The organism is Thermocatellispora tengchongensis (assembly GCF_014202315.1).
GTDB lineage: Bacteria > Actinomycetota > Actinomycetes > Streptosporangiales > Streptosporangiaceae > Thermocatellispora > Thermocatellispora tengchongensis.
Window position 1 is genome coordinate 529,530 of the sequence record NZ_JACHGN010000004.1, and the last position, 24,416, is coordinate 553,945.

The following is a 24,416-nucleotide window of genomic DNA, read 5'->3' on the forward strand; positions in this document are numbered from 1 at the left end:
CGAGCAGGTTCCCGCCCTCGGCCATCCCGCCTGCACGTCCCCGGCGGCGCCCTACGTCCGAGCACCGCCGCATAGGGCGCCGCAGCGTAGGGCGCGAGGCGGTGGACGCGGAGCGGTGGGCGCGGCAGCGCGAGGAGGTGGGCCCGTCAGCGCAGGGCGCGAGACGGTGGGCCCGTCAGCGCGAGGCGGCGGGCGCGGCAGCGCAGCGCCCGAAGCGGTGGGCGCGGAGCGGCGGGCGCGACAGCGCGAGGCGGCGGGCCTGGCGCGACGTTCTCATGGGGCCGGCCTCCCTGTCGCCCGAAACGCTGGGGCGGATGCGGCGGAGGGGGCATGTGGATGGCCGCAAAGGGCTTACCGGGCGTGATGTTTTCGCAGTGAGGGGGGTGAATCGTTGCGGATAGTGATCGGGCGTATCCGTTTCTGCTAGGGTTTTCACCTCCCGAAACGGGCGCTGGTCAATGGCGACTTCCCCGGCCATCGGTTACGACCCCCGCCCGCAGCACCCTGGGCTGGAGGCTTTGCATGCCCGCACAGCCGCCCTTGCGTGTGGTCCAGTGGGCCACGGGCGCCGTCGGTCGCAGCGCGTTGCGCGCTTTGGTTTCGCGTCCCGAGTTCGAGCTCGCGGGCGTGCTGGTGTACGACCCCGACAAGGTGGGGCGTGACGCCGGGGATCTGGTGGGGCTGCCCGCGACCGGTGTGAAATGCACCGATGACGTGGAGCGGGTGCTCGCGCTCGACGCCGACTGCGTGCTGCACATGCCGCTGCCCTCGGCGTACTTCGGGGGCGACCGCGCCGGCGACGTGGAGATGATCTGCGCGCTGCTGGCCTCGGGGAAGAACGTGATCACCACGACCGGGTTCGTCTACCCGCGCTGTCACGGGCCCGCGCTGGTCGAGCGGCTGGAGGCCGCCTGCCTGGCCGGGGGCACGACGCTGCACGGGACCGGGGTCAACCCGGGGTTCATGGCCGACCTGATGCCGCTGGCGCTGAGCGGGCTGTCCACGCGGGTGGACCACATCTTCGTCCGAGAGTCGTCCGACTTCCGCGGCCATCCCTCGCGGCAGATCGTCACCGACCTGATCGGGTTCACCCGCTCGCCCAAGGACTACGCCGCGGCGGTGCGGCCGTTCCGGATGTTGCAGCGGGGGCTGTTCGCCGAGAGCGTCCAGCTCGTGGCCGACTCCCTCGGCGTGACCCTGGACGAGGTCGAGGAGAGCGACGACTACGAGCTGGCCCGCGAGGACTTCCCGATCGCGGCCGGCACGGTGCGGCGGGGCACGGTGTGCGCCTCGCGGTGGGTGTTCTCCGGTCTCGTACGCGGCCGCCCCTTCATGTCGGTCGAGTGCGTCTACAAGGCCGACGCCACGAAGGTGGCGCGCTGGCCCGAGCCCGGGTTCACCGTGCACATCGAGGGCGTGCCGCAGATGACGATCACGGTGAGCGAGATGTCGCACGGCCTGGCCGGGGCGGCGGCGCACGCCGTGAACTCGATCCGGGCCGTGTGCGCGGCGCCGCCGGGCATCGCCACGTTCCTCGATCTGCCGCTGGCCGTCGGCGCCGGCACCGCCCGGCTCGCCTAGGCGATCGGTCAGAGGGCGATCGGTCAGGGGTAGGGGATGAAACGGCCGAACCTGCCGCCGTGGTAGAGCAGCGGGCGCCCGGCGGGGCCGATTCGGGCCTCGTTGACCAGGCCGACCACCAGGTGGTGGTCTCCGACCTCCATCTGGGTGTGCATGGTGCAGACCAGGTGCGCCGACACGCCGTCCAGGAGCGGCACGCCGCGCTCGCCGGGGCTCCAGCGGGTGGGCGGCGCGAAGCGGTCCACGCCCTTGCGGGCGAACCTGGCCGCGACCTCGGCCTGATCGCCGGCCAGCACGTTCACCGCGAACAGCTCGGCCTTGCGCAGTGAGGGCCAGGTGGTGGAGCCCTGGTCCACGTAGAAGGAGACCAGCGGGGGCTTGAGGCTGACCGAGGAGAACGAGGTGGCGGTCAGGCCCACCGGCACCCCTTCGGGGCGGGCGGTGACCACGACGACGCCGGCGGCGTGCACGGCCAGCGCGCGCCGGAAGTCCTCACCACCGATGCCCTCGCCGCCCACGGCCTCCCTCTCCGCCACGGTGTCGCTCATGCGCGCACCTCCGATCTGAGCGCGGCGGCCACCTGGGGCGCCACCTTGTCGGCCCACGGCCCGAGCACGGCGTCGAGGTCGGCGAGCTGGGATTCCAGCAGGGCCAGCCCCGGCGTCGGCACGTACGCCCCCAGCTCGACGAGCAGCGGCCGGAAGTGCACCTCGACGGCCAGCGCGTGCTGCGGCGCGCCCATGACCAGCAGCGGCACCGCCGCCTTGCCGGCCAGCGCCCCCGAGGGCAGCCGGTCCAGGAACGCCTTGAGCAGCCCGGTGTAGGTGCCCTTGTACGTCGGCGAGGCCACCACGAGCACGTCGGAGGTGTTGACGAGCTCTAATGCGACTTCCAGTGGTGAGGAGGGCGTCGGCGCCAGCAGCACGGACGCCAGCGCGGCGAGGTCCACCACCTCGCCGGTCCGCGCCGGGTCGCCGAGCCGCTCGGCGAGGGCGGCGGTGGCCGCGACGGCGGCGTCATGGGTACGCGAGCCCGCGCGCGGGTTGCCGACCAGGGTCAGGATCGCCATGAGATGCCCCTCCAGGTCTCAGACGGGAACCCGGGGCGCGGGGGGAGTCCGCGACCCGGAACGTCGCACGTCTTCGACGGTACGCAGCACTCCCCACTAAGTCAATATTTCCTACAGGGTTTATAGGGAATACCAGAGGTCGGGCTCCCCGGCGACCTTGCGCACCCGGCCCTTGGCCTCCAGCCAGACCAGGTGGGCCAGCGTCTCGTTGTTGGCGCTGCGGCGCATGAAGGTCGGGATCGACTCCCACGGCCGCGACCAGGTCAGCTTGGTCGCGACCTCCCAGCAGCTCAGCCCGTCGGCACCGGCCAGCACCGACTCGATCTCCGCCAGCCGCTCCTCGTGGTGGGCCATGACGTAGTCCACCCGCTCGGCCAGCTCCAGGAAGCGGTACTCGTGCGCGGGCAGCACCTCCTCCACGTCCCACTTGCGCACGTTGGCGAGGGAGTCGAGGTAGTCGGCCAGCGGGTTGGCGTCGGACTGCGGGTGCACGGCCACGATCGGGGTGATCTTGGCGAGCACGTGGTCGCCGGAGAACAGCAGCTTGCGCTCGGGCTCGACGAAGCACAGGTGGCCGGGCGAGTGCCCGGGGGTCCACAGGGCGCGCAGGTCCCAGCCGGGCAGGCCGATCCGCTCGCCGTCCTCGATGACCCGGTCGGGCTTGGCCATGGAGACGAACTGCCGGATCATCTTGGACGCGCCGGCCAGCTCCTCGGCCGCGATCGGCGGCACGCCGCAACGTACGAGCAGCATGCGCTCGCGCTCGATCAGCTCGCCGATCTCGCTGTCGTCGTAGCGCCCGTGCAGCAGCCGGGCGTCGGCCTCGTGCAGCCCGATCCAGGCGCCCGACTCCTCGCGGACCCGCCCGGCCAGGCCGTAGTGGTCGGGGTGGATGTGGGTGACCAGCACCGCGCGCACGTCGCCGATGCCGTAGCCGGCCACGCGCAGGCCCTCGGCCAGCCCGTTGTACGCCTCGTCGGTGTTCCATCCGGCGTCGATGATCGCCACGCCGTCGTCGAGTTCGAGGGCGTAGACGAGCACGTACCGGAGCGGGTTGATCGGGATGGGCACGGGGATCGACCACAGGCCCGGCCGGACGCGCTCCACCTCCGGAAACCCACCGGTCCTCCACGCCTCGCGCTGGGCCTCGTTCGCCGCCGTCACCATCCGCATGCGCAAACCCCTTTCACCCTTACGATTCTGCCCCTTGACCGAACCATGTTCTACAGCGGGGCCGTCCGAGCGCCGCCTCCGCGCGAACGCCACGGTAGAGGCCGGTGGCGAGCAGTACGACGCCGCCGGCCACCCACCAGGCCGGGCCCGGCCCGTGCGCGTCCGCGAGCGCGCCCAGGCCCAGGTTGGCCAGACAGGCGCCGAGCTGGAGGGCCAGCGAGTCCACCGAGATCAGCGTCGCGCGCCGCGCCGCCCCGACGCGCCGGTGCATGATCTCGGCGCGGAGCAGCCCCGCGACCGACATGCCGGCGAACATCGCCAGGTACGCCCCCGCCGCCACCGCCAGCCCCGGCGCCCCCGGCAGCGTCGCCGACGCGGCCAGCACGCCGAGCGAGACCGCGAGCAGCGCGGTGCCCAGGGCCGCGCCCCGCGCGGAGGAGCCCGCCAGCCGGGCCACCCGCGGCGCCAGCGCGCTCCCGGCCGCGCTCGCGGCGAACCCGACCGCGGTCACCAGCCCGTACGCCGTGCCGCCCGCCTCCGCGCCGCCCGCGAGCCGGGCCAGCCGAACCGGGGTGAGCAGTTCGACGGCGCACAGGGCGACACCGACCGCCCCGCTCACCAGGAGCAACCGCCCGAGCACGCCGTCACGCGCGGCCAGGGCCAGCCCGGCGCCGACCGTACGGGGGACGCCGCGCAGCACCCCGGCGAGCGAGGCGCGCGGGTGCGGCGGCTCGGGCAGCGCGGCCAGCACGACCGCGAACAGCCCCACCGAGGCGACGGCGGCGAGCAGGACGGGGACCGCCAGCGGCTCGCCGAAGGGCGGCCCGAGCCGCGCGACGGCCGGCGGCAGGAGCCCGCCCGCCAGCACCCCCAGGCACAGCGCGAGCGAGCCCGCCGCCTCGCCCCGGGCCAGGCCGGGCTTGAGGTCGGCGCCGGGCCCTTCGGCGGCGTGCAGCGTGTCCACGTACCACGCCTGCGCCGGGCCGCTGGACAGCGCCCTGGCCACGCCCTTGAGCAGGGAGGCGAGCAGGAACGGCCAGAACGAGCCGGCGAACGCCATCACCGTCAGCCCGGCCGCGCCGACCAGCGCGGACGCGGCCAGCACCCCGCGCCGTCCGATCACGTCGGCCAGGCCGCCGGTGGGCAGTTCGAGCAGCACCACGACGGCGCCGTACGCCGCCATGACCGTGCCGGCCTCGCCCAGGCCGAGCCCGCGCTCGGTCATCAGCAGGATCATCGGGGCCGTCATCAGGCCCGGGGGGAGCCAGGTCAGGAAGCTGACCAGCGCGTAGCGGCGGACGGCCGCGCGGGCCGTGAGCGCGGGGGGCATGGCGTCTCACTCCTCGGGGGGTGTGCGGGGGTAGGCGGCGACGTGCACGGTGACCTGGCGGGCGGCGGGGTCGCCGGCGTCGCGCTCGGCCAGGCGGGCGAGCAGGGCCTCGATGCCCTCGTGGAGCTCGCCGAGCGAGCGGGGCGTGAGGCGTACGACGTGGTCGCTCATGCCGGCGGCCTCCACCCATTCGGGGCTCCAGGCGTCGAGGTCGCGCCCGAACGCCGCCGCGCCCTCGGCCAGCACCTCGATCTGCCGGTGCCGCATGAACGCCATGGCCTCGCGGCCCTCGGCGGTGGCGGCCATCTCGCCGTTGCTCCAGGAGGTGTAGCGGTGGGCGGCCCGCCACCGGCGCTCGCGGGCGTCGCGCCGCTCCGGGTCCTCCTCGATGAAGCCGTGCCTGGCCAGCTCGCGCAGGTGGTAGCTGGTCAGGCCGGAGCTCTCGCCCACCTTGCGGGCCAGCTCGGTGGCGGTGGCCGGGCCCTCGGCGCGCAGCAGCCCGAGCATCCGCACGCGCAGCGGGTGGGCGACGACCTTGAGGATGCGGGGGTCGCTGATCCGATAGCTATCCGACTTGTCCGACATATTGCAAAGATAGCTTTGCAAAGGTTCCCTTGCAATGAACGTTTCAGCGCCCGCGGGCGACGGCTCATACGAGCCGGTCCCCACATCCCCGAGGCCGCGCCGTCCCTCCTCGCTCTGGTCGCCGCGCCCGCGACAGCGCCGGACCGGCCCCCGATCAGGCCCCGGGCGGGACCCCGGCCGCGCCGGGGCCATTGACGGGACGCGAAACACGCTGGAAACATCGGGGCCTGCGCAGTTTGGGAGCGCTCCCACTCCTGGTTCCGACACCCCCCGAGGACCGCCCGTGACCCGTCCGATCCGACGCCTCGCCGTCATCGTGGCCGCGGCGCTGACCGCGACCGCCCTGTCCGGCGCCACCGCCCCCGGCGCCTCGGCCCGCGCCGACGAGGGGCCCGAACAGATCGTCAACGGCACCTTCGACGCCGGCACCGCGCCCTGGTGGCACACCTCCAACATCGAGTTCGCCGTCCAGGACGGCCGGCTGTGCGCCGACATCCCCGGCGGCACCGCCAACCCCTGGGACGTGATCATCGGCCAGAACGACGTCCCGCTGGTCCAGGACGAGACCTACGCCTTCTCCTTCTTCGCCGCGGCCGACCCGGGCCGTCCGGTGCGGGCGCTGGTGCAGCTCCCGCAGGACCCGTGGACGCAGTACGCCGTGGTCAACACGCAGCCGGCGCCGTCCGGCGGCACCCACTCCACCACCTTCACCTCGCCGGTGGCCCTGCCGAACGCGCAGGTCGTCTTCCAGGTCGGCGGCAGCGCCGAGCCGTGGCGGCTGTGCCTGGACGACATCTCGCTCAAGGGCGGCGCCGAGCCCGAGGAGTACGAGCCCGACACCGGCCCGCGGGTGCGCGTGAACATGGTCGGCTACCTGCCCGGCGGCCCCAAGAACGCCACCGTCGTCACCGAGCTGACCACCGCCACCACGTGGAAGCTGAAGAACTCCGGCGGCAAGGTGGTCGCGAGCGGCAAGACCCGGCCCCGCGGCACCGACGTCAGCTCCGGCCAGAACGTGCACTCCATCGACTTCTCCTGGTACACCAGGCCGGGCACGGGCTACACGCTGGAGGCCGACGGCGAGACCAGCCGCCCGTTCGACATCGGCGGCACGTTCTACCAGCAGCTTCGGGTGGACGCGCTGAAGTTCTACTACACCCAGCGCAGCGGCATCGAGATCCGCGAGGACCTGCGGCCCGGCTACGCGCGCCCCGCCGGCCACCTCGGCGTCGCGCCCAACCAGGGCGACACCCGGGTGCCGTGCCAGCCGGGCGTGTGCGACTACACGCTCGACGTGCGCGGCGGCTGGTACGACGCGGGCGACCACGGCAAGTACGTCGTCAACGGCGGCATCTCGGTGCACCAGCTCATGGCCGCCTACGAGCGGGGCCGCAGGACCGTGTTCAAGGACGGCGAGCTGGTCATCCCCGAAAGCGGCAACGGCGTGCCCGACATCCTCGACGAGGCCCGCTGGGAGCAGGAGTTCCTGCTCAGCATGCAGGTGCCGGACGGCAAGCCGTACGCGGGGATGGCGCACCACAAGATCCACGACCGCGAGTGGACCGGGCTGCCGCTGCTGCCGCACCTCGACCCGCAGCCGCGCGAGCTGCACCCGCCGTCCACGGCGGCCACGCTCAACCTCGCCGCCACCGCGGCGCAGGCGGCCCGGCTGTTCGCGCCGTACGACAAGGCGTTCGCGGCGCGGAACCTGACCGCGGCCCGCAAGGCGTGGGCGGCGGCCAAGGCCAACCCGCAGATCTACGCCCCGGCCTCCGACAGCGTGGGCGGCGGCGCGTACAACGACGACAACGTGACCGACGAGTTCTACTGGGCCGCCGCGGAGCTGTACCTGACCACCGGCGAGAAGGAGTTCCGGGACTTCGTGCTGGCCTCGCCGCACCACACCGGCGACATCTGGCGCGATCGCGGCTTCGACTGGGGCAACACCGCCCAGCTCGGCCGGCTGCAGCTCGCCGTCGTGCCCAGCAAGCTGCCCGGCAGGGCGGCCGTGCGGGCGTCGGTGCTGCAGGGCGCGGACAAGTACCTCGCCACGCAGAAGGCGCACCCGTACGGGCTGCCGTACGCGCCGACCGGCAACACCTACGACTGGGGCTCCAACAATCTGGTGCTGAACAACATGGTCGTCATGGCGCTCGCGCACGACATCAGCGGCAAGCGCAAGTACCTCGACGGCGTGATCGAGGGCATGGACTACCTGTTCGGCCGCAACGCGCTGAACCAGTCGTACGTCACCGGGTACGGCGAGGTGGCCTCGCGCAACCAGCACAGCCGCTGGTACGCCCACCAGCTCGACGCCTCCCTGCCCAACCCGCCCAGGGGCACCCTGGCCGGCGGCCCCAACTCCGCCATTCAGGACCCGCTCGCGCAGCGGCTGCTGCGGGGCTGCGCGCCGCAGTTCTGCTACGTGGACGACATCGAGTCCTGGTCCACCAACGAGCTGACCATCAACTGGAACTCCCCGCTGGCCTGGGTCTCGGCGTACCTGACCTCGCCGAGGCCCCCGCACAGGGGGTGACACCCATCAACGGCACGACCTGCCGCTGATCCCCGTACGGCGGCACGACCTGCCGCCGTACGGGCTCGGGCACGCCGGCCGCTCCCCCTCCTGAGCGGCCGGCGTGCCCTCGCCCCGTGAACGATCGAGCGCGCGCCCGGGTTCACTACAGTGGTGCGGGTGCGGATCGAGGACATCTGGATCGACGAAGCCGTCACGGCCCTGCGCCCCGACTTCGAGGTGCTGCTCATGACCGTGCGCGGCCTGGCCAACAGCCCCTCCGACGACCGTTCCCGCGCCTGGCTGGCCGAGGCCGCGGCGGGCGCGGTCTCCCCCGACCACGAGAAGGTCGAGGCGTGGCGGGCGGCCTACCGGGCGTTCGGGGCCAAGCCGCAGCGCACCCGTCCCTCGGTGGACGCGCTGCTGCGCCGGATGCCGCTGCCCGAGATCAACGCGGTGGTCGACGCGTACAACGCGGTGAGCGTCAAGCACGTGCTGCCGATCGGCGGCGAGGACCTGGCCCACTACTCCGGCCCGGCGCGGCTGGTGCGGGCGACCGGCGAGGAGCCGTTCGACACCGTGGACCGGGGCGAGCCGGTGACCGAGCACCCCGAGATCGGCGAGGTCGTCTGGCGCGACGACACGGGCGTGACCTGCCGCCGGTGGAACTGGCGGCAGTGCGTGCGCACCCGGATCACCGAGAGCACCACCGACGCGCTGTTCATCCTGGAGCGCCTGGCGCCGTTGGAGCGCGACGAGTTGACCGCGGCGGCTTCGGAACTGGCCGAAATGTTGCGCGAGATCTCGCCCGGCATCCAGGTCGAGTCACGACTTGTCACCGCAAGGTGAGATCGCCTACTCCCCCCAGTTACCCAGGCGACACCCCCTGGATGGGCCACCCACTGGTGACCTCTTGAGAGTGTCCTGGGAGGATCGGGCGGGGACGTGCGCAGGGACGGCGTCCGGCACCTTGCTGGGCGAGTAACCTTGAACAGGTTCTCTAACATCAACGCCGATCTGCGGAAGAGGGCGATTTCCGCCGTGTCGTCTGAGTCGTCGCGGACAAACCCGCTGGCAAGCTTCGGGCAGAACGAGTGGCTTGTCGATGAGCTGTATCAAAAGTACCTCCAGGATCCCGAGTCCGTAGACCGGGCCTGGTGGAACTTCTTCGCTGACTACAACCCCGATTACGGACCCAACCGCACCGGGACGCCGGCCACGGCCAACGGCGCGAGCACCGCGACCACGGCCACCCCTCCGCAGGCTCCCCCGGCGCCCCAGGCGGCCCCCGCCGCCGCACCGGCGGCTCCCGCCCCGGCGAAGCCGGCGGCGCAGAAGCCCGCCGCCGCGGCCCCGGCCGCCCCCGCGGGCGCCGAGGAGGTCCGGCTGCGCGGCGCCGCCGCGCGCACGGCGCAGAACATGGAGTCCTCGCTCGCGGTGCCGACCGCGACGAGCGTCCGCGCGGTGCCGGCGAAGCTGCTCATCGACAACCGCATCGTCATCAACAACCACCTGTCGCGTGGCCGCGGCGGCAAGGTGTCCTTCACGCACCTGATCGGCTACGCGATCGTCAAGGCGTTGAAGACGATGCCCGAGATGAACTACTCCTACGCCGAGATCGACGGCAAGCCGACGCTGATCAAGCCCGAGCACATCGGCTTCGGCCTGGCGATCGACGTGCAGAAGAGCGACGGCACCCGTCAGCTCCTGGTGCCCTCCATCAAGAAGGCCGAGACCCTCGACTTCCGCAAGTTCTGGATGGCCTACGAGGAGGTCGTGCGCAAGGCCCGGTCGGGCAAGCTCGCCATCGACGACTTCGCGGGCACCACGATCAGCCTGACCAACCCCGGCACGATCGGCACCGTCCACTCGGTGCCGCGCCTGATGCCGGGCCAGGGCACGATCATCGGCGTCGGCGCCATGGAGTACCCGGCGGAGTACCAGGGCGCCTCCCCCGAGACCCTCTCCCGGCTCGCGGTCAGCAAGGTCATGACCCTGACCAGCACCTACGACCACCGGATCATCCAGGGCGCGCAGTCGGGCGACTTCCTGCGCCAGATCCACCGGCTGCTGCTGGGCGAGGACGGCTTCTACGACGAGATCTTCGAGGCGCTGCGCATCCCGTACGAGCCGGTGCGCTGGGTGCAGGACATCTCGGCCTCCCACGACGACGACGTGGCCAAGTCCGCCCGGGTCATCGAGCTCATCCACGCCTACCGGGTGCGCGGCCACCTCATGGCCGACACCGACCCGCTGGAGTACCGCCAGCGCCGTCACCCCGACCTGGACATCCAGTCCCACGGGCTGACCCTGTGGGACCTGGAGCGCGAGTTCGCCACCGGCGGCTTCGGCGGCAAGCCGCTGATGAAGCTGCGCGAGATCCTGGGCGTGCTGCGCGACAGCTACTGCCGCACGGTCGGCATCGAGTACATGCACATCCAGGGCCCCGAGGAGCGGGCCTGGATCCAGGAGCGGGTGGAGAAGCCGCACGCCAAGCCCAGCCGCGAGGAGCAACTGCACATCCTGCGCCGGCTGAACACCGCCGAGGCGTTCGAGACCTTCCTGCAGACCAAGTTCGTCGGCCAGAAGCGGTTCTCCCTCGAGGGCGGCGAGTCGCTGATCCCGCTGCTCGACTCGGTGATCTCCGCGGCGGCCGAGGAGGAGCTGGACGAGGTCGTCATCGGCATGGCCCACCGCGGCCGGCTGAACGTCCTGGCCAACATCGTCGGCAAGTCGTACGCGCAGATCTTCGGCGAGTTCGAGGGCAACCTCGACCCGCGCAGCGCCCACGGCTCCGGCGACGTGAAGTACCACCTCGGCTCCGAGGGCGACTTCGTCACGCCCAGCGGCAAGAAGATCAAGGCGTCGGTGGTCGCCAACCCGTCCCACCTGGAGGCGGTCGATCCGGTCCTGGAGGGCGTCGTGCGCGCCAAGCAGGACCTCCTGGAGCGCGGCGAAGAGGGCTTCACCGTGCTGCCGCTGCTGGTCCACGGCGACGCCGCGTTCGCCGGGCAGGGCGTGGTGGCCGAGACCCTGCACCTGTCGCAGCTTCGCGGCTACCGCACCGGCGGCACTGTCCACGTGGTGGTCAACAACCAGGTGGGCTTCACCACCTCGCCGGCGTCCTCGCGCTCGTCGGTCTACGCCACCGACGTCGCCCGGATGATCCAGGCGCCGATCTTCCACGTCAACGGCGACGACCCCGAGGCCGTGGTCCGCGCCGGGCGGCTGGCGTTCGAGTACCGCCAGGCGTTCCGCAAGGACGTCGTGATCGACCTGGTCTGCTACCGGCGGCGCGGGCACAACGAGACCGACAACCCGGGCTTCACCCAGCCGCTGATGTACGACCTGATCGACGCCAAGCGGTCCACCCGCAAGCTCTACACCGAGGCGCTGATCGGCCGCGGCGACATCACGGTCGAGGAGGCCGAGCAGGCGCTGCGCGACTACCAGGAGCGCCTGGAGCGGGCCTTCACCGAGACCCGCGAGGCGAGCAAGGAGCACACCGGCGAGTTCGCCCGGCCGGTCGATCCCGAGGTCGTCCCGTGGTCGCACGAGCAGACCCCGACCGGCATCGCCGACGAGACCATCAAGCGGGTGGTCGAGACCCAGCTCAACCTGCCCGAGGGCTTCACCGTGCACCCGAGGCTGGCGCCGATCATCCAGCGCCGCGGCCAGATGGTCACCGAGGGCGCGATCGACTGGGCGATGGGCGAGACCCTCGCGTTCGGCTCCCTGCTGCTCGACGGCCACCCGGTCCGGCTGGTCGGCCAGGACTCCCGGCGCGGCACCTTCGGCCAGCGGCACGCGGTGCTGGTCGACCGGGTCACCGGCGCCGAGCACACCCCGCTCAAGGCGTTCAACGAGGGCACCACGAAGTTCTACGTGTACGACTCGCTGCTGAGCGAGTTCGCCGCGCTGGGCTTCGAGTACGGCTACAGCGTGGTCCGCCCCGACGCCCTGGTCTGCTGGGAGGCCCAGTTCGGCGACTTCGTCAACGGCGCCCAGACGATCATCGACGAGTTCGTCTCGTCGGGCGAGCAGAAGTGGGGCCAGCGCTCCTCCGTGGTGCTGCTGCTGCCGCACGGCTACGAGGGCCAGGGCCCCGACCACTCCTCGGCCCGCATCGAGCGGTTCCTGCAGGTCTGCGCCCAGGACAACATGACCGTGGCGCAGCCGAGCACCCCGGCCAACTACTTCCACCTGCTGCGCTGGCAGGTCAAGTCGGGCCGGCGCAAGCCGCTGATCGTCTTCACGCCCAAGTCGCTGCTCCGGCTCAAGGCCGCGGCCTCGGCCACCGCCGAGTTCACCGCGGGCTCCTTCCGCCCGGTCCTCGGCGACCCCGGCGTCGATCCGGCGTCGGTGCGCCGCGTGGTGCTGTGCAGCGGCCGGATCTACTACGACCTGGCCGCCACCCGCGACAAGCGCGAGCGGCGCGACACCGCGATCGTCCGCCTGGAGCGGCTCTACCCGTTCCCGGCCGAGGAGCTGCGGGCCGAGCTGGCCAAGTACGCCCCCGACGCCGAGCTGCTCTGGGTCCAGGACGAGCCCGTCAACATGGGCCCGTGGCCGTACCTGACCCTCAAGCTCATCGAGACCCCCGACCTGCTGGGCGGACGCGGCCTGCAGCGGGTGTCCCGCAAGCCCAACAGCTCGCCTGCCGTGGGCAGCCACAGCGCCCACGAAGCCGAACTGCACGAGATCCTGGACCAGGTCTTCCCGGTCTGACCCCATCCACCCGAGGGCCCTCCGCGACCACTCGCGGGGGGCCCTCGCGTTACCGGTTCACCACACCGTGAGGAGGAACGGATGTACTTCACCGACCGCGGCATCGAGGAACTCGCCGACCGCCGGGGCGAGGAGGAGGTCAGCATCGCCTGGCTGGCCGAACGCCTCCGCGACTTCGTGGATCTCAACCCCGAGTTCGAGATCCCGGTCGAACGCCTGGCCACCTGGCTGGCCCGCCTGGACGACGAGGAGGACACCCCGAACGACGACCTGTGACCCCCGCCCGCGCTCCTCTCCCGGCGGAAGGCGACGTGATGAGGACCCGCGCGTGCCGACTGGTCGCCCCGCAGGCTGGGAACGGCGTGTCCCCCGCACCACCACCCACAGACGCGATACATCTTGATTTTCCAGGAACGCGACATATCGTGTTTGATGTACGTTGTCGGTGTAGGGAAGGGCGAAGGCCATGCCCCAATGGACCATTGACAGGCCCGAGAAGCTCACGTTCGAAAGCGTGCGGAGGCTCAGCGTGCGGATCGTGGCGGGACGGTTGGCCGTGCTCGCCAGCGACGGGCCGCCCATGCTGGAGGTGACCGACATCGGCACGCCGCCGCTGGTGGTGACGCACGAGGAGGAGACCGGTGCGCTGACGGTGGCGTACCGCGATCTGACCTGGGACGGGTTGCTGGGCTGGTTGCGTCCGGGCCGGCGTGAGACCACGCTCACCCTCACCGTGCCGAAGGACTGCCCGGTGCAGGCGGGGGTGATCTCCGCGTCCGCGCTCGTCGCGGGGTTCGAGAACAGCACCAGGCTGAAGAGCGTGTCCGGGGAGATCGTGCTCGACGGCGTGAGCGGCGACATCCACGCCGAGACCGTCTCCGGCGACGTCGAGAGCCGCACGCTCACCGGCGACCTCGCCTTCACCAGCGTCTCGGGGGAGCTGACCGTGGCCGACGGCACGCCGCGCCGGCTGCGCGCCAACACGGTGAGCGGACGCATCACCGCCGACCTCAGCCTCCCGCCGACCGGCCACGTCACGCTGAACAGCGTGTCGGGGCCGATCGTGGTACGACTGCCGGAGAAGGTGGACGTGGACGTCACCTTGTCCACCGCCTCGGGCCGGCTGAGCAGTTCCTTCGGCAAACTGAACGGCCCCGAGGCCAAGTGGCAGGTCCCGGGCACCAAGACGCTGGCCGGCAGGCTCGGCGGCGGCATGGCATCACTGACGGCGACCACGATCTCGGCCGACGTCACTCTGCTCAAGGGAGAAACGCGATGAGCCCGGTGTTCGGACACGGCCGCCTCAGGCTGTACCTGCTCAAGCTGCTGGAGGAGAGCCCCCGGCACGGCTACGAGGTGATCCGGCTGCTGCAGGACCGCTTCCTCGGCGTCTACTCCCCCTCCCCCGGCACGATCTACCCGCGCCTGGCCCGCCTGGAGGAGGAGGGCCTGGTCACGCACGAGGTCGTGGAGGGCAAGAAGGTCTTCTCGCTCACCGACAAGGGGCGCGCCGAACTGAACGAGCGGCTCGACGAGCTGGCCGAGCTGGAGCAGGAGATCTCCGAGTCGGTGCGCGACATCGCCCGCGAGGTCAAGGAGGACGTGCGCGACACGGTCAGGTCGCTGCGCGAGGAGCTGACCCAGATGGCCCGCGACGTACGCAGGGCGGGCGGCGAGTCCGGTGAGACCTGGCGCGAGCAGAAGGCCGACTGGAAGCGCATGCAACGGGAGCAGAAGGACGAGTGGCGGCGCGCCCAGCGCGAGTACCGGCTCCGGTGGCAGCAGCTCGCCCGGGAGCAGCGCGAGGAGTGGCGCAGGCACGCCCAGCAGATCCGCCAGGAGGGCGAGCGCTGGGGCGGCGAGTGGCGCCGGATCTGGAACGACGCCTGGTCCACCTTCAGCGGCGCGCCCTGGGACGTGAACGACGACGCGGAGGAGGCGGGCCGCCGCGCCGAGCTCGACGCCGAGCTGGGCGAGGCGCTGGCCGACTTCGTGGCCGAGGTGCGCCGCGAGGTGTCCGATGCCGCGCTGACCCCGGCCATGGTCGCGGAGTGCCGTACGGTCCTCGACGAGGCCGCCGCCCGGATCCGCGACGCCCTGCGATGACCATGCTGGCCGCCCTCCGGCCGCCGCTGCTCCGCCCCCTCACGCCGGTGCGGCGCGCGGAGCAGCGTCCCGAGGGTCCTCCCCCCGTCCTCGCGCCCGAGAGCCCGCGCCCCCGCCTGACCCTCGTCCCGCCCCCGACGATCCCACCACCAACGATCCCACCACCGACGGCCCCGTCCCCGGCGGTCCCGACACCGGCGGCCGGTGCGAGGCCGCGCCCGGCGCCGAGCGTACGGCGCGGCGGGCGCGACAGGCGACCGGCGTGCGCGGCCCCCGTACCGGAAGGCGCGGCGTGAGCTGCACCCGAACCAGAACGCCCGCACCGGCCGGCCGATCCCGGCTCAGACCGTGAACACCACCTTGCCGAACAGCTCGCCCCGATGCATGGCCTCGAACCCGTCGCGGGCCTCGGTCAGCGGCATCGTCCGGTCGATGACCGGGCGGACGCCCGTCTGCTCCATGAAGATCGTGAGCCGGGCGAGCTGATCGCGGGTGCCCATGGTGCTGCCGCTGATCGACAGTTGCAGGAAGAAGACCCGGTTCAGCTCCGCGGGCGGGGCGTACCCCGTGGTGGCGCCGCTGACCACGATCCGGCCGCCCGGCCGCAGCGACTTCAGCGAATGGTCCCAGGTGGCCTGGCCCACGGTCTCCATGACCGCGTCCACCCGCTCCGGCAGCCGCGCCCCGGTCTCGAACACCCGGTCGGCGCCCAGGCTGAGCGCGCGTTCGCGCTTCTCCTCCGACCGGCTGGTGGCCCACACCCGGAACCCGCCGGCCCGGCCCAGCGCGATGAGCGCCGTCGCCACCCCGCCGCCCGCGCCCTGCACCAGCACGGTCGAGCCGGGCTCCAGCCCCGACTTGTCGAACAACATCCGGTACGCCGTGAGCCACGCCGTCGGCAGGCAGGCCGCCTCGGCGAACGTCAGCGCGGCCGGCTTGGGCACCAGGTTCCGCCGCGGCACGGCCACCCGCTCGGCGAACGTCCCGTCGTACACCTCCGACAGCAGTGAGCGCTTGGGGTCGAGGGTCTCGTCGGCGCCGGTTCCGATGACCGAGTGCACGATGACCTCGTTGCCGTCCTCGTCGAGCCCGGCCGCGTCGCAGCCGAGCACGATCGGCAGCCGGTCCTGGCTGATGCCCACGCCCTTGAGGGTCCACAGGTCGTGGTGGTTGAGCGCGGTCGCCTTGACGGTCACCGTTGTCCAGCCGTCGGGCGTCTTCGGCTCGGGATGCTCACCCAGCGTCAGGCCGGCGAGCGGATTGTCGGGATCGGTCTGTGTGGCGGTTACGGCGAACATGGCGGCACCATACCCCGCGGCCCCTCAGCCGCCGCCCATCGCCCGCACCTCGATGCCCTTCAGCACCCTTTGCGCGAACCACCGCTCGGCCCCGACCGCCACGAGCATGTCGCCCTTGCAGGTCTTGGCCGTGTAGCCCTGCCCGGTCACGATGGCCGGCATCGGGGAGCGGGCGTCGCAGCCGGGCGTGGGGGCCAGCACCACGACCCTGCCGCCCACGCCGCCGAACCAGAGCTGGGGGCCGACGGGCGCGTCGCCGTACGTCTCGCCGGGCCGGCCGAGGGTGACCGGCCCGCCCGCGCGCAGCACCAGGAACCCGCGACGGGGCACCGTGCCGCGTACGTGCCGGGCCAGGTCCATCCGCTCGTCGAACGCCACCCCGTCGCCGCGCGGTTCGTCCATGGCCAGGATCCAGCGCCCGAAGCGGAAGACCGTCACATACCCGCCGTCGCGCCCGGCGCGCTGCGGCCACAACGACACGTCGTCGGTCAGGCGGCGCAGCCTCTGCCCGCCCGCGGCGATCTCCGCCTCGCCCTCCAGCGGCGCGTACAGGATGCGGAACCCGTCCCAGGCGGCGTGCCGCACTCCGATCGCGGGCCGGACGCCGAGGGCGGCCAGGCCCAGCCGCGCCGGATAGGACACGCGCGCCCGCGACCCGTCGGGGAAGGTGACGTCCACGGCCTCGGCGTCCCGCCCGGCCCGGCGGGGCTCGGGCACCAGGGCGTTCGGCCTGGTCTCGATCACACTGAGCGCGGGCCGCGGCGTGGCGGTCGTGGCGGCCGGCGGCCCGGCGCCGTCGCCACGGCCGAGCATCACCACGGCCACCGGCACGGCGATCAGCCCCACGACGACGACGGCGCCCAGCCACCCCGGGCCGCGCCGCCGAGGCGGGTCCGCGTCGATGACGTCGTAGCGACCACCGCCGACCAAGGCCAGCCACCTTACAACCGCACGAACATACGCACCCTCCAGTTCACCACCGCGGGCCGAGAGCCTGTGACACACGTGAACGCAGCGACGAGAATCAATCAGAAAAACGCCGGAGAACGATGCGCACATCAGCCGGAAAAGCGTGGTTCACCACTGCGCCACACCCCGCCCCACCTGCACCTATATCGGTTGCGTGGGTATTCGGAAAAGGTATATCCATAACGGACCCGCATCACCGATAGCTTTCCGGTTGGTTCTGCGGCGAGGGGGAGATCGAGACCGTTAGCGTTCCGATCGTTTACCGGGCATGGGAAGTCCCGCCCAGCCCGGAGAAACGAAAGGAGCACCCTTGAATTCCCGAGCACGGCGCCTCACGATCCCCCTCACCGGCGCGCTGCTGGCCGCCGGCGCGATCGGCGCCTCCACCTCAACCGCGGAGGCGACCCAGGCCGCCCCGTCCGACGTCATCACCCGCGCCGCCGGAGCGTCCGTCGAGGAGGCCATCTCGTTCTGGTCTCCGGCGAAGATGCGGGCCGCCAAGGACGCCACCGGCGACCTGGACGTCAGCCTGCGCAACACCAGTGGCGCCCACAAGGCGACCCCCGACGGCCCGGCGGGCACGGTGCCGCCGATCGGCCAGGAGAAGGCCAAGCCGATCAAGAGCAAGCAGGTCAACCTGCCCAACACGGTCGGCCGGGTGTTCTTCACCCTGCCCGGCAAGAACCCGCAGGACCCGTCGAGCTGGCGCTACTGCTCCGGCACGTCCATCCAGGGCAAGTACCGCAACGTGGTCGCCACCTCGGCGCACTGCGTGTACGACACCAAGCACAACACCTTCTACGACAACTGGATCTTCATCCCGTCGTACTGGGACGGCGACCAGGTGTGGGACGGCAAGACCCCGTACGGGATCTACGTCGCGAAGTGGTTCAACGCGCACGACGACTTCGTCGTGAAGGAGGACTTCGACTACGACTACGCCTTCGTCAACGTCCACAGCGGCATCAAGGTCAAGTGGAAGAAGGTCAACGGCAAGTGGGTTCCCGACGACATCACCAGGGTCGGCAGGCTGGGTGACAACGTCGGCGGCCAGGGCTTCACGTGGAACCGCAGCACCAAGGCCACCGTCTTCTCCTTCGGCTACCCGGCCGGCCCCCACCCCGACGGCGACAAGCCGTACACCGGCCGCACCATGAAGTGGTGCTACGGCACCACGGCCCCGATGCCGGCCGGCCCGGCGTACCGGATCGAGGAGCACATCGGCTTCAAGTGCGCCTTCACCGCCGGCGCCAGCGGCGGCCCGTTCCTGTACAACTACAAGAACGCCAGCCGCACCGGCTACCTGATCGGCGTCAACAGCGTCGCCTGGGACACCGACAAGAACGACAGGTACGACCGCATCTCCTCGCCGTACTTCAACGGCGAGACCTACCAGGTCTACAAGAAGGCCGCCAACCGCTGGACCAAGTAACAACTGACTGAAGGGCGGACGTCAGGCCATTACGCCCGCCCAGCACGACCCCAAGGGGGCCCGGACCACCTCACCCGGGCCCCCTTTCTACGTGAGTCCACGCCCCGCCGTACGTGTCAACGGCCCTCGCTATCGCTCGGACGCCCTTCTCAATGTCGGGCTCCGCCCGACGCTAGCGCCCTGAGCTCCACCCATTACCCACCATCTCCGATCACCCGCCTGGCGGGCCAGAACGCGCCCTGCCGACGCACCCGCCGCCCATGCTCGCGAAGCGCCGGCCGACAGCCGCGCTGCCGCCCCCTGGGTCCCCTTGGCCGCTACGGGGGGATGACGGCCAAGGGAACCCGCCCTCCGGTGGATCGACACCCGGAGGCACCGCCCTGGGGTGGGGAAGACCAAGGCGGCAACTTGTCAGCCGGGGACAAACCCCTGCCGCCCCGCTTCCGATGCTCGGGCCTGGAGGCCCTGCGCTTCGGGTCGGGTTGTCATCGGATGACATGGTTGCTGTCAGCCGGAGTGCTCGATTCGTCGGCTAGGCCCGGATGCATTCATGCGGGTCAGCGCCTTATCGACCAGACGGCCGACGCTTCCGAGGTCCGACAGCATCCGGCGGCGATCGGTCTCTTCCCAAGCCCTGATAGCCGCTTGGATGTCGCCCGACTTACCGGCCTTGACGATGACGTCCCGACCGTTGACCCGCTTCGTGGCCAGGTCGCCGACGATGATCCAGCCATTCAACGATCACGCTGCCGAGCGGCCACGATCAGGTCAACGACCTTTTCCGGGTGTTCTCGTTCGACCGTTGAAGATCTTGACCGTTGCGGATGGACACGAGATAGCACCCAGAGCGCGGTCCAATGGCCACCGTGGCATCGCGCCACCCCTGAGGGCCGGTCACCGTGAGTTCGGGCGGATGCCGTTTCACCCACGTCAGGGAGTCGGGCCGGTCGGGCCAGGCGGGGAGGTTCCATCCGGCGTCGTGAAGACCGAAATGGTCGATCAAAAAGTTCGTCCGCACCGCCGGCCGCTGCCGCACCATCCGCATCCAAGCCGACGACTACCTCCTGACCGCCGCCGACCCACTGCCGCCCGGCCTACGCGACGCGCTCAAGCAGATCCACGCTCCCGAAGGTGCGCACTACTGTAGCAGCACGAGCGGTAGAACTCCCTGCTCGTCCACCCAATCGTGGCGGGACCTGGCAACAGACAGAATTTCGGGATTCGCCACACTAAAGAAAGGTTACCTCAACCTCGCGATCGCGGAACACCGACAATATATCGCCGGCTTCGGCATCGCCGACACGCTGCTTAAATTCTAGAAAGTTTCGCCAAATAATTCGGAAAGCCTCTTTGTTCGACCTGCTTTTCCTAAGACAATCGTTAAGGGCGCTCAAGTTTGATCCGAAATAACCTCCCACCCCGTTCACCGCCTCTCCAAGAGCGCAGTAAAAACCGTACACGTTAACCATCTCGACGCCATCGACAAACCATTCGACCGTGTCGCCATAGCGCATTCCCTCGCGACCAGCGGAGAACCAGGCATTTTGAACTACATGCAACCAGGATGCGTAATGCGCGGGGGGAAACTTCTTCCATTCACCCAAGCGGGTAGGCCCACCAGCCGCCCAATAACGCCAGAACTCGCCCGCTCTCGGATATGGATACGAAACCCCAAAAAAGGAGGCCGACAGGTCTGTGGCGCCCGGCAAGGTCTTGCTCTCACATATAGCATCGACACGCATTTCTCTCATATAATACTCCCCTATCGCCTCCCCCCTAATGTCCATCACCTGCAGGGCGACATCGCCAAAGAATGCGGGAGTGGTCGTCACGTCGAGCGTAGCCCCATATATCCGTATATTGTCGGATGCCGCCTGTGACGACTCCAGGAAGAATCCTTGAATATCGACGGCCGAAAAAAACTTTAGTCCTGATCCCTCCTCAACGAATCGATACAGAGTGACGACTGAGCCTTTATCGTTGGGCATGACTATTCGATCCCGTCAATCTTAACCATTTTGCGCCGCCCGGCGGCGGCCAGTCGATGGTCAGGTCCTACGTACCCCTCGCCGGGGGCCACCTCCCAGCTTAGCGCAAAGTCGGAGGAAGTATGCGCTAGCTACTAACGCCAACCAGAATCTGGGAAGTGGGGCGATTTGAACGGGTGTATAGTCTCATAATGATCATTGGTCCATCCCATGACTTTCGTACCGCCGGGAAGCGTCTTCTCTAGAATTCGGTGTTTATTACCTTTTGCCCCCGGAACCAGATACTCTTTAGCGCCAGTCCAGGGCTTTTCGTGGGGTTTCCGCCCTTCGAATATCCCCTGCTTTCCCGTGTTAGGGTCAATCTCGGGAACTCCACGCCCCGCTCGGATATCCTCATAGGCATCGACAGTTGCCTTGGACATTTGATTAGGAAGTGGGTCAGACGGTGACGATAACGCGCCACTGGTATTGGGCGCTCCACTTCAATGCCCCTGTCGGCACCTTCCACTTGTTCACGCCATTGCTCAACTGCCCGGAGGACACGCACTCCGGTCCCTGCTGGATATGCGCCGGGCATACATCGAACTCGTAGTTGAGTACGGCCCCGCTCACCGACGTGGCCTGCGCGGTCAGCGTGGGAGTGAGGGTCGTAAGAAGCAGTTCCCCTCTAGGGCTCAGGCTGGACAGGTCGAGGGAGGGCGGTGGCGGTGCAGGACAGGCGCCGCGATCCGTCCATATAAAACTGACGCCGGGTTCCCCTCCGCTTCCCGACGTCAAGCGCTCCCACACTCGGCCCTTGTATCCGACCAGCGTTCCGGCCCCGTACCAGCGGGTTGGGCTCCATATCTCGTACGATCCGCAGTACTCCGCAGCGGCGACCAGCGAAGACGCAACAGCGATATCGCTCTGCTCCGCCCGCCGCACCCCGGAGGGCAGCTTGTCCAACCCCGTCACGGGCTTGGTGTAGGGACGGACACCACCTGGTCCCCGTTCAATGGGTAGCGCGCCCTTCGGGCTCTCCGCTCGTTGCTCGGGGAGGGTCACCCTGGCGGATGTAGTCGTCGCGGCGGGGGCAACCAGGGACGGCAATCCGGCAGCCGCTCCGGCCATTTGGTCCGGCGTGTCCGGCGGTGCCGCGGCCATGGGTGTGGGGACGGCCGCAACCGGCTCGGCCGTCAGCGAGAGAAGACCCGGGGCGACGGCGACCAGGACAAGCGACGCGAGCCAGGAACGTCTTTTGGGCACGCCAAACCAACGCGACATCCCGCGCATACGCCCCTCACGCCCCGAACCACCGGTCAACAACACAGAACACAACGCCTGCGTCGCTCTTACTCCGGCATTCAGGCACCGCACTGCCTACCGGAGGCTCGAAGCGATCTCAGGAAAATCGCCCAAAACGTAACTCTGTCCGACAACCAGTGCAAGTGTGGCATAGATCACAGACACGGGCTGTGTGCGACCGAGCGCGGAAATAGATCGAATAGGGAGCGACCAGAATTGGAGGCAACGACGCCGGTCACGACGCTGCGTTACCAGCAGCCACGTCTGGTCGCGCACTTCGAGTGAGCAGAAGGTGTCTTGCAGGACTATTCCGGAAGGGACCTTGTCGAGTAAGAGGCAGAAGAGAGAGTCGTACTAGCTCTGCCAACTTTTGAGGTGGCGGCGCGTCAGGCCCTTACGGTCTCCGGGAGGAGCACAGGGGCCCGGAGCACCTCATCTGGACCCCTTTCTCATGCTCCCTAGGCTCATGATCGGCTCGGGCGACCAGCGCGGGTGGGTCGGTTCACCTCACCGCCCAGGAGTGATTAACAGAAAAGCGGCCGGCCGTTTCGGGGTGGGGCGGTCGATGACGACGTGCTGGATGTGGGCCGTTATTTCGGGTGCTCTCGGAATTCGGTGAGCTTGGCGTCGAGCTGGGGGCGGATTCGCTCTCGGGCTGTCATTCTGGGGACGCCGGACATGAGCAGGTCGTCGTAGTCGGTGTCCTCGTGGCGGATGGAGGCCACGACCGCCAGGGTCACGGCTTCCTCGTCCAGGGCCTTGGCGGCGGCGGTTCTGCCGACGCGGCCGCTGCCGCGTTCGGCGGCGTGGGCGGCGATGGCCTCGGCTCGGGGCTGTGGGCAGCCGGGGAAGAGGCGGCGGATCTCCGCGGCCATGCGGGCCTGGAATTCGAGGTCTTGGGTGGCGCGGCGTTCGCGGTCGCGTTCGCGGCGGCGGGCTCTGGCGTCCTCGTCGGCGAGGCACTGTTCCTCGGCCCTGGTCAGGGCCTGCTCCTCTACCAGGATGCCCTGGCGCTGGTAGACCTTGCGGCGGCGGTTGAACTGGACGACCACCGCGGACAGACCGCTTTCCTTTTTCGCGCGGCGGCTCAGTGCGGCGTTGCCCGCGGGGAGGAAGACCAAGTGGTCCAGGTCGGTGCAGGTCAGGCAGTGCGGGGCGTCGTCTTCCATGATCAGGTACGGGCCGGTGCCGCCGCAGGTGGCGCAGGTCCATTCGCGTTCGGGGATCACGACCGTCAGGTCGGGGACCTTCTCGGCCAGCTTGCGGGCCCGGGTCTCGCTCACCTCGGGCGAGAGCCACTGGATGCGGAAGGCCCGTTCGGCGGCCTCGTCGCCGGTGGCGGTGAAGCGCAGCTCGCGGCGGTCGCGGGTGCCGGCGACGTACGGGATCTCGACCGGGCGCAGGCCCTTGCTCTCGGCCCAGCGGCGCAGCAGGTCGGCGGTGTCGATCAGGCGGTCGGCGGACACGTCGGTCAGCTCGTCGAGGGAGGCGACCCTGCCCTGGCGCCAGATGTCGACGTGCCGGCTGTGCAGCCAGCGTACGCCGGTCAGGACGTCGATGATCGTGACGTACTTGCGGTTGGTGAGCGCGATCTCGGCCGCGTCCGCGACCCTTCTGGCAAGGTTCGGGCGGGTCATTCGCCTAGCTTGCCATGGGGGAAGGGCGGCCCGGAGCCGGTCAGGGACCGGCTCCGGGGCGTTTTCTCTAGAAGCGGTAGACCGCGCCGGTGGCGGCGTGCATCCGGCACATGTTGCTGAAGGTGTGCTGGTAGCGGATGTACCGGCCGTCCCAGGTGCCGCTGGCGGAGGCGGTCACGGGGTTGTACTCGTGGGTGCACACCAGCCCGGAGTGCGTACGCATGGCCCCCGGCAGGCCGCCGGAACGGGACAGCTCGGCGCAGGCCGCGACGGCGTTCGGGTGGCCGGGCGAGAACGGCGCGCAGGACAGGACGACCTGGCGCCCCGGGCGGCGGGAATCCCTGCCGGGCGTGATGGTGAGCACGAGTTGCCGCGTGCCGCGGACGGTGTTGTGGTTCGGGACCGGCCAGCCCGGAGCCGGACGCGGGGCCGACCACCAGGGGGCGGGCGTCTCCCACCACCTGTGGGGCCGGGGCCAGCCGGCGGGCTCCTCGCCGGGCGGGAACGGGATGGAGGTGACCGCCGGCGCCGATGGCGCCGACGCCGCATTGGCCGGGGCGGCGGCCAGGGCCGCAGCGGTCAGCGTCATGCCGGTGAGAAGTGCCGGGCCGAGGATGGCCGGACGAGTGAGACGTCGCATCGATCCCCCGATTTCGCCTACGTCGTGTACCGGCCCCAGCCTCCCCCCGCGATCCCGCTCTGACCGGGAACGACGCCGCTC

The 24,416-nt window shown here is 70.3% G+C and carries 20 protein-coding genes; 8 read left to right on the forward strand and 12 right to left on the reverse strand.

Going from position 1 to position 24,416, the window contains the following annotated elements:
• Positions 1-522 precede the first annotated feature (522 nt).
• Positions 523-1,581 (forward strand): NAD(P)H-dependent amine dehydrogenase family protein, encoded by a 1,059-nt coding sequence (locus HNP84_RS11745; RefSeq protein ID WP_185049642.1) that lies wholly within the window; start codon positions 523-525, stop codon positions 1,579-1,581.
• Positions 1,582-1,604: 23 nt separating this feature from the next.
• Here the strand turns inward: HNP84_RS11745 and HNP84_RS11750 are convergent, their stop codons facing one another.
• The 5 genes from HNP84_RS11750 to HNP84_RS11770 form a co-directional block, all read right to left on the reverse strand.
• Entirely contained in the window at positions 1,605-2,129 is a 525-nt protein-coding gene (locus HNP84_RS11750) for a flavin reductase family protein (RefSeq protein WP_185049643.1), read from the reverse strand.
• Positions 2,126-2,650, reverse strand: a complete 525-nt coding sequence (locus tag HNP84_RS11755) for an NADPH-dependent FMN reductase (protein ID WP_185049644.1) — start codon at positions 2,648-2,650, stop codon at positions 2,126-2,128. Before HNP84_RS11755 ends, HNP84_RS11750 begins: the two co-directional genes overlap by 4 nt.
• 120 nt (positions 2,651-2,770) lie before the next feature.
• On the reverse strand, positions 2,771-3,823 hold the full coding sequence (locus tag HNP84_RS11760) for an MBL fold metallo-hydrolase (RefSeq protein ID WP_246518030.1): 1,053 nt from the start codon (positions 3,821-3,823) through the stop codon (positions 2,771-2,773).
• Between the two features lie 19 nt (positions 3,824-3,842).
• Entirely contained in the window at positions 3,843-5,153 is a 1,311-nt protein-coding gene (locus HNP84_RS11765; protein WP_185049645.1) for an MFS transporter, read from the reverse strand.
• Positions 5,154-5,159: 6 nt separating this feature from the next.
• A complete protein-coding gene (locus HNP84_RS11770) occupies positions 5,160-5,738 on the reverse strand; it encodes an ArsR/SmtB family transcription factor (protein ID WP_185049646.1) in 579 nt (192 codons plus the stop codon).
• A gap of 283 nt (positions 5,739-6,021) precedes the next feature.
• On the opposite strand from HNP84_RS11770, the gene HNP84_RS11775 reads away from it, so the two are divergent.
• From HNP84_RS11775 to HNP84_RS11800, 6 genes are all read left to right on the forward strand, one after another.
• Complete coding sequence (locus tag HNP84_RS11775; protein WP_312924465.1) at positions 6,022-8,274, forward strand: glycoside hydrolase family 9 protein; 2,253 nt, start codon at positions 6,022-6,024, stop codon at positions 8,272-8,274.
• A 159-nt stretch (positions 8,275-8,433) separates the two neighbouring features.
• Complete coding sequence (locus HNP84_RS11780) at positions 8,434-9,102, forward strand: B3/B4 domain-containing protein (protein ID WP_312924468.1); 669 nt, start codon at positions 8,434-8,436, stop codon at positions 9,100-9,102.
• Between the two features lie 192 nt (positions 9,103-9,294).
• Positions 9,295-12,981: a multifunctional oxoglutarate decarboxylase/oxoglutarate dehydrogenase thiamine pyrophosphate-binding subunit/dihydrolipoyllysine-residue succinyltransferase subunit gene (locus tag HNP84_RS11785; protein ID WP_185049648.1), complete on the forward strand. Its 3,687-nt coding sequence runs from the start codon at positions 9,295-9,297 to the stop codon at positions 12,979-12,981.
• Positions 12,982-13,062: 81 nt separating this feature from the next.
• Positions 13,063-13,257 (forward strand): DUF6104 family protein, encoded by a 195-nt coding sequence (locus HNP84_RS11790; RefSeq protein WP_185049649.1) that lies wholly within the window; start codon positions 13,063-13,065, stop codon positions 13,255-13,257.
• A 238-nt stretch (positions 13,258-13,495) separates the two neighbouring features.
• Positions 13,496-14,260 carry a DUF4097 family beta strand repeat-containing protein gene (locus HNP84_RS11795; RefSeq protein ID WP_312924472.1) on the forward strand — a complete coding sequence of 255 codons (765 nt, stop codon included), beginning with the start codon at positions 13,496-13,498 and terminating at the stop codon, positions 14,258-14,260.
• Complete coding sequence (locus tag HNP84_RS11800) at positions 14,257-15,087, forward strand: PadR family transcriptional regulator (RefSeq protein ID WP_185049651.1); 831 nt, start codon at positions 14,257-14,259, stop codon at positions 15,085-15,087. The genes HNP84_RS11795 and HNP84_RS11800 overlap by 4 nt, the downstream gene beginning before the upstream one ends.
• A gap of 341 nt (positions 15,088-15,428) precedes the next feature.
• On the opposite strand, the gene HNP84_RS11805 is transcribed toward HNP84_RS11800, so the two are convergent.
• Both HNP84_RS11805 and HNP84_RS11810 read right to left on the reverse strand, forming a co-directional pair.
• Positions 15,429-16,385 (reverse strand): zinc-binding dehydrogenase, encoded by a 957-nt coding sequence (locus HNP84_RS11805; RefSeq protein WP_185049652.1) that lies wholly within the window; start codon positions 16,383-16,385, stop codon positions 15,429-15,431.
• 24 nt (positions 16,386-16,409) lie between these two features.
• Complete coding sequence (locus HNP84_RS11810) at positions 16,410-17,315, reverse strand: hypothetical protein (RefSeq protein WP_185049653.1); 906 nt, start codon at positions 17,313-17,315, stop codon at positions 16,410-16,412.
• A 349-nt stretch (positions 17,316-17,664) separates the two neighbouring features.
• Here HNP84_RS11810 and HNP84_RS11815 point away from each other — a divergent pair, with 349 nt between their 5' ends.
• Positions 17,665-18,786, forward strand: coding sequence for a trypsin-like serine peptidase (locus tag HNP84_RS11815; protein WP_185049654.1), 1,122 nt, complete (start codon positions 17,665-17,667; stop codon positions 18,784-18,786).
• A 507-nt stretch (positions 18,787-19,293) separates the two neighbouring features.
• Here HNP84_RS11815 and HNP84_RS11820 read toward each other — a convergent pair.
• The 5 genes from HNP84_RS11820 to HNP84_RS11840 all read right to left on the reverse strand — a co-directional run bounded on the left by HNP84_RS11820 (position 19,294) and on the right by HNP84_RS11840 (position 24,335).
• Positions 19,294-19,524 carry a hypothetical protein gene (locus tag HNP84_RS11820; RefSeq protein WP_185049655.1) on the reverse strand — a complete coding sequence of 77 codons (231 nt, stop codon included), beginning with the start codon at positions 19,522-19,524 and terminating at the stop codon, positions 19,294-19,296.
• Positions 19,525-20,015: 491 nt separating this feature from the next.
• Entirely contained in the window at positions 20,016-20,774 is a 759-nt protein-coding gene (locus HNP84_RS11825; protein WP_185049656.1) for a barstar family protein, read from the reverse strand.
• Positions 20,775-21,212: 438 nt separating this feature from the next.
• On the reverse strand, positions 21,213-21,728 hold the full coding sequence (locus tag HNP84_RS11830) for a hypothetical protein (RefSeq protein ID WP_185049657.1): 516 nt from the start codon (positions 21,726-21,728) through the stop codon (positions 21,213-21,215).
• Between the two features lie 920 nt (positions 21,729-22,648).
• Positions 22,649-23,695, reverse strand: a complete 1,047-nt coding sequence (locus tag HNP84_RS11835; protein WP_185049658.1) for a DUF2293 domain-containing protein — start codon at positions 23,693-23,695, stop codon at positions 22,649-22,651.
• A 67-nt stretch (positions 23,696-23,762) separates the two neighbouring features.
• Entirely contained in the window at positions 23,763-24,335 is a 573-nt protein-coding gene (locus HNP84_RS11840) for an SSI family serine proteinase inhibitor (protein ID WP_185049659.1), read from the reverse strand.
• Positions 24,336-24,416 lie beyond the last annotated feature (81 nt).

What these genes read in the sequence shown, in the direction of transcription:
- HNP84_RS11745 (WP_185049642.1), top strand. Translation starts at nt 523, where the DNA reads ATGCCCGCACAGCCGCCCTTGCGTGTGGTCCAGTGGGCCACGGGCGCC.
- HNP84_RS11750 (WP_185049643.1), bottom strand. Translation starts at nt 2,129, where the DNA reads ATGAGCGACACCGTGGCGGAGAGGGAGGCCGTGGGCGGCGAGGGCATC.
- HNP84_RS11755 (WP_185049644.1), bottom strand. Translation starts at nt 2,650, where the DNA reads ATGGCGATCCTGACCCTGGTCGGCAACCCGCGCGCGGGCTCGCGTACC.
- HNP84_RS11760 (WP_246518030.1), bottom strand. Translation starts at nt 3,823, where the DNA reads ATGCGGATGGTGACGGCGGCGAACGAGGCCCAGCGCGAGGCGTGGAGG.
- HNP84_RS11765 (WP_185049645.1), bottom strand. Translation starts at nt 5,153, where the DNA reads ATGCCCCCCGCGCTCACGGCCCGCGCGGCCGTCCGCCGCTACGCGCTG.
- HNP84_RS11770 (WP_185049646.1), bottom strand. Translation starts at nt 5,738, where the DNA reads ATGTCGGACAAGTCGGATAGCTATCGGATCAGCGACCCCCGCATCCTC.
- HNP84_RS11790 (WP_185049649.1), top strand. Translation starts at nt 13,063, where the DNA reads ATGTACTTCACCGACCGCGGCATCGAGGAACTCGCCGACCGCCGGGGC.
- HNP84_RS11800 (WP_185049651.1), top strand. Translation starts at nt 14,257, where the DNA reads ATGAGCCCGGTGTTCGGACACGGCCGCCTCAGGCTGTACCTGCTCAAG.
- HNP84_RS11805 (WP_185049652.1), bottom strand. Translation starts at nt 16,385, where the DNA reads ATGTTCGCCGTAACCGCCACACAGACCGATCCCGACAATCCGCTCGCC.
- HNP84_RS11825 (WP_185049656.1), bottom strand. Translation starts at nt 20,774, where the DNA reads ATGCCCAACGATAAAGGCTCAGTCGTCACTCTGTATCGATTCGTTGAG.
- HNP84_RS11835 (WP_185049658.1), bottom strand. Translation starts at nt 23,695, where the DNA reads ATGACCCGCCCGAACCTTGCCAGAAGGGTCGCGGACGCGGCCGAGATC.
- HNP84_RS11840 (WP_185049659.1), bottom strand. Translation starts at nt 24,335, where the DNA reads ATGCGACGTCTCACTCGTCCGGCCATCCTCGGCCCGGCACTTCTCACC.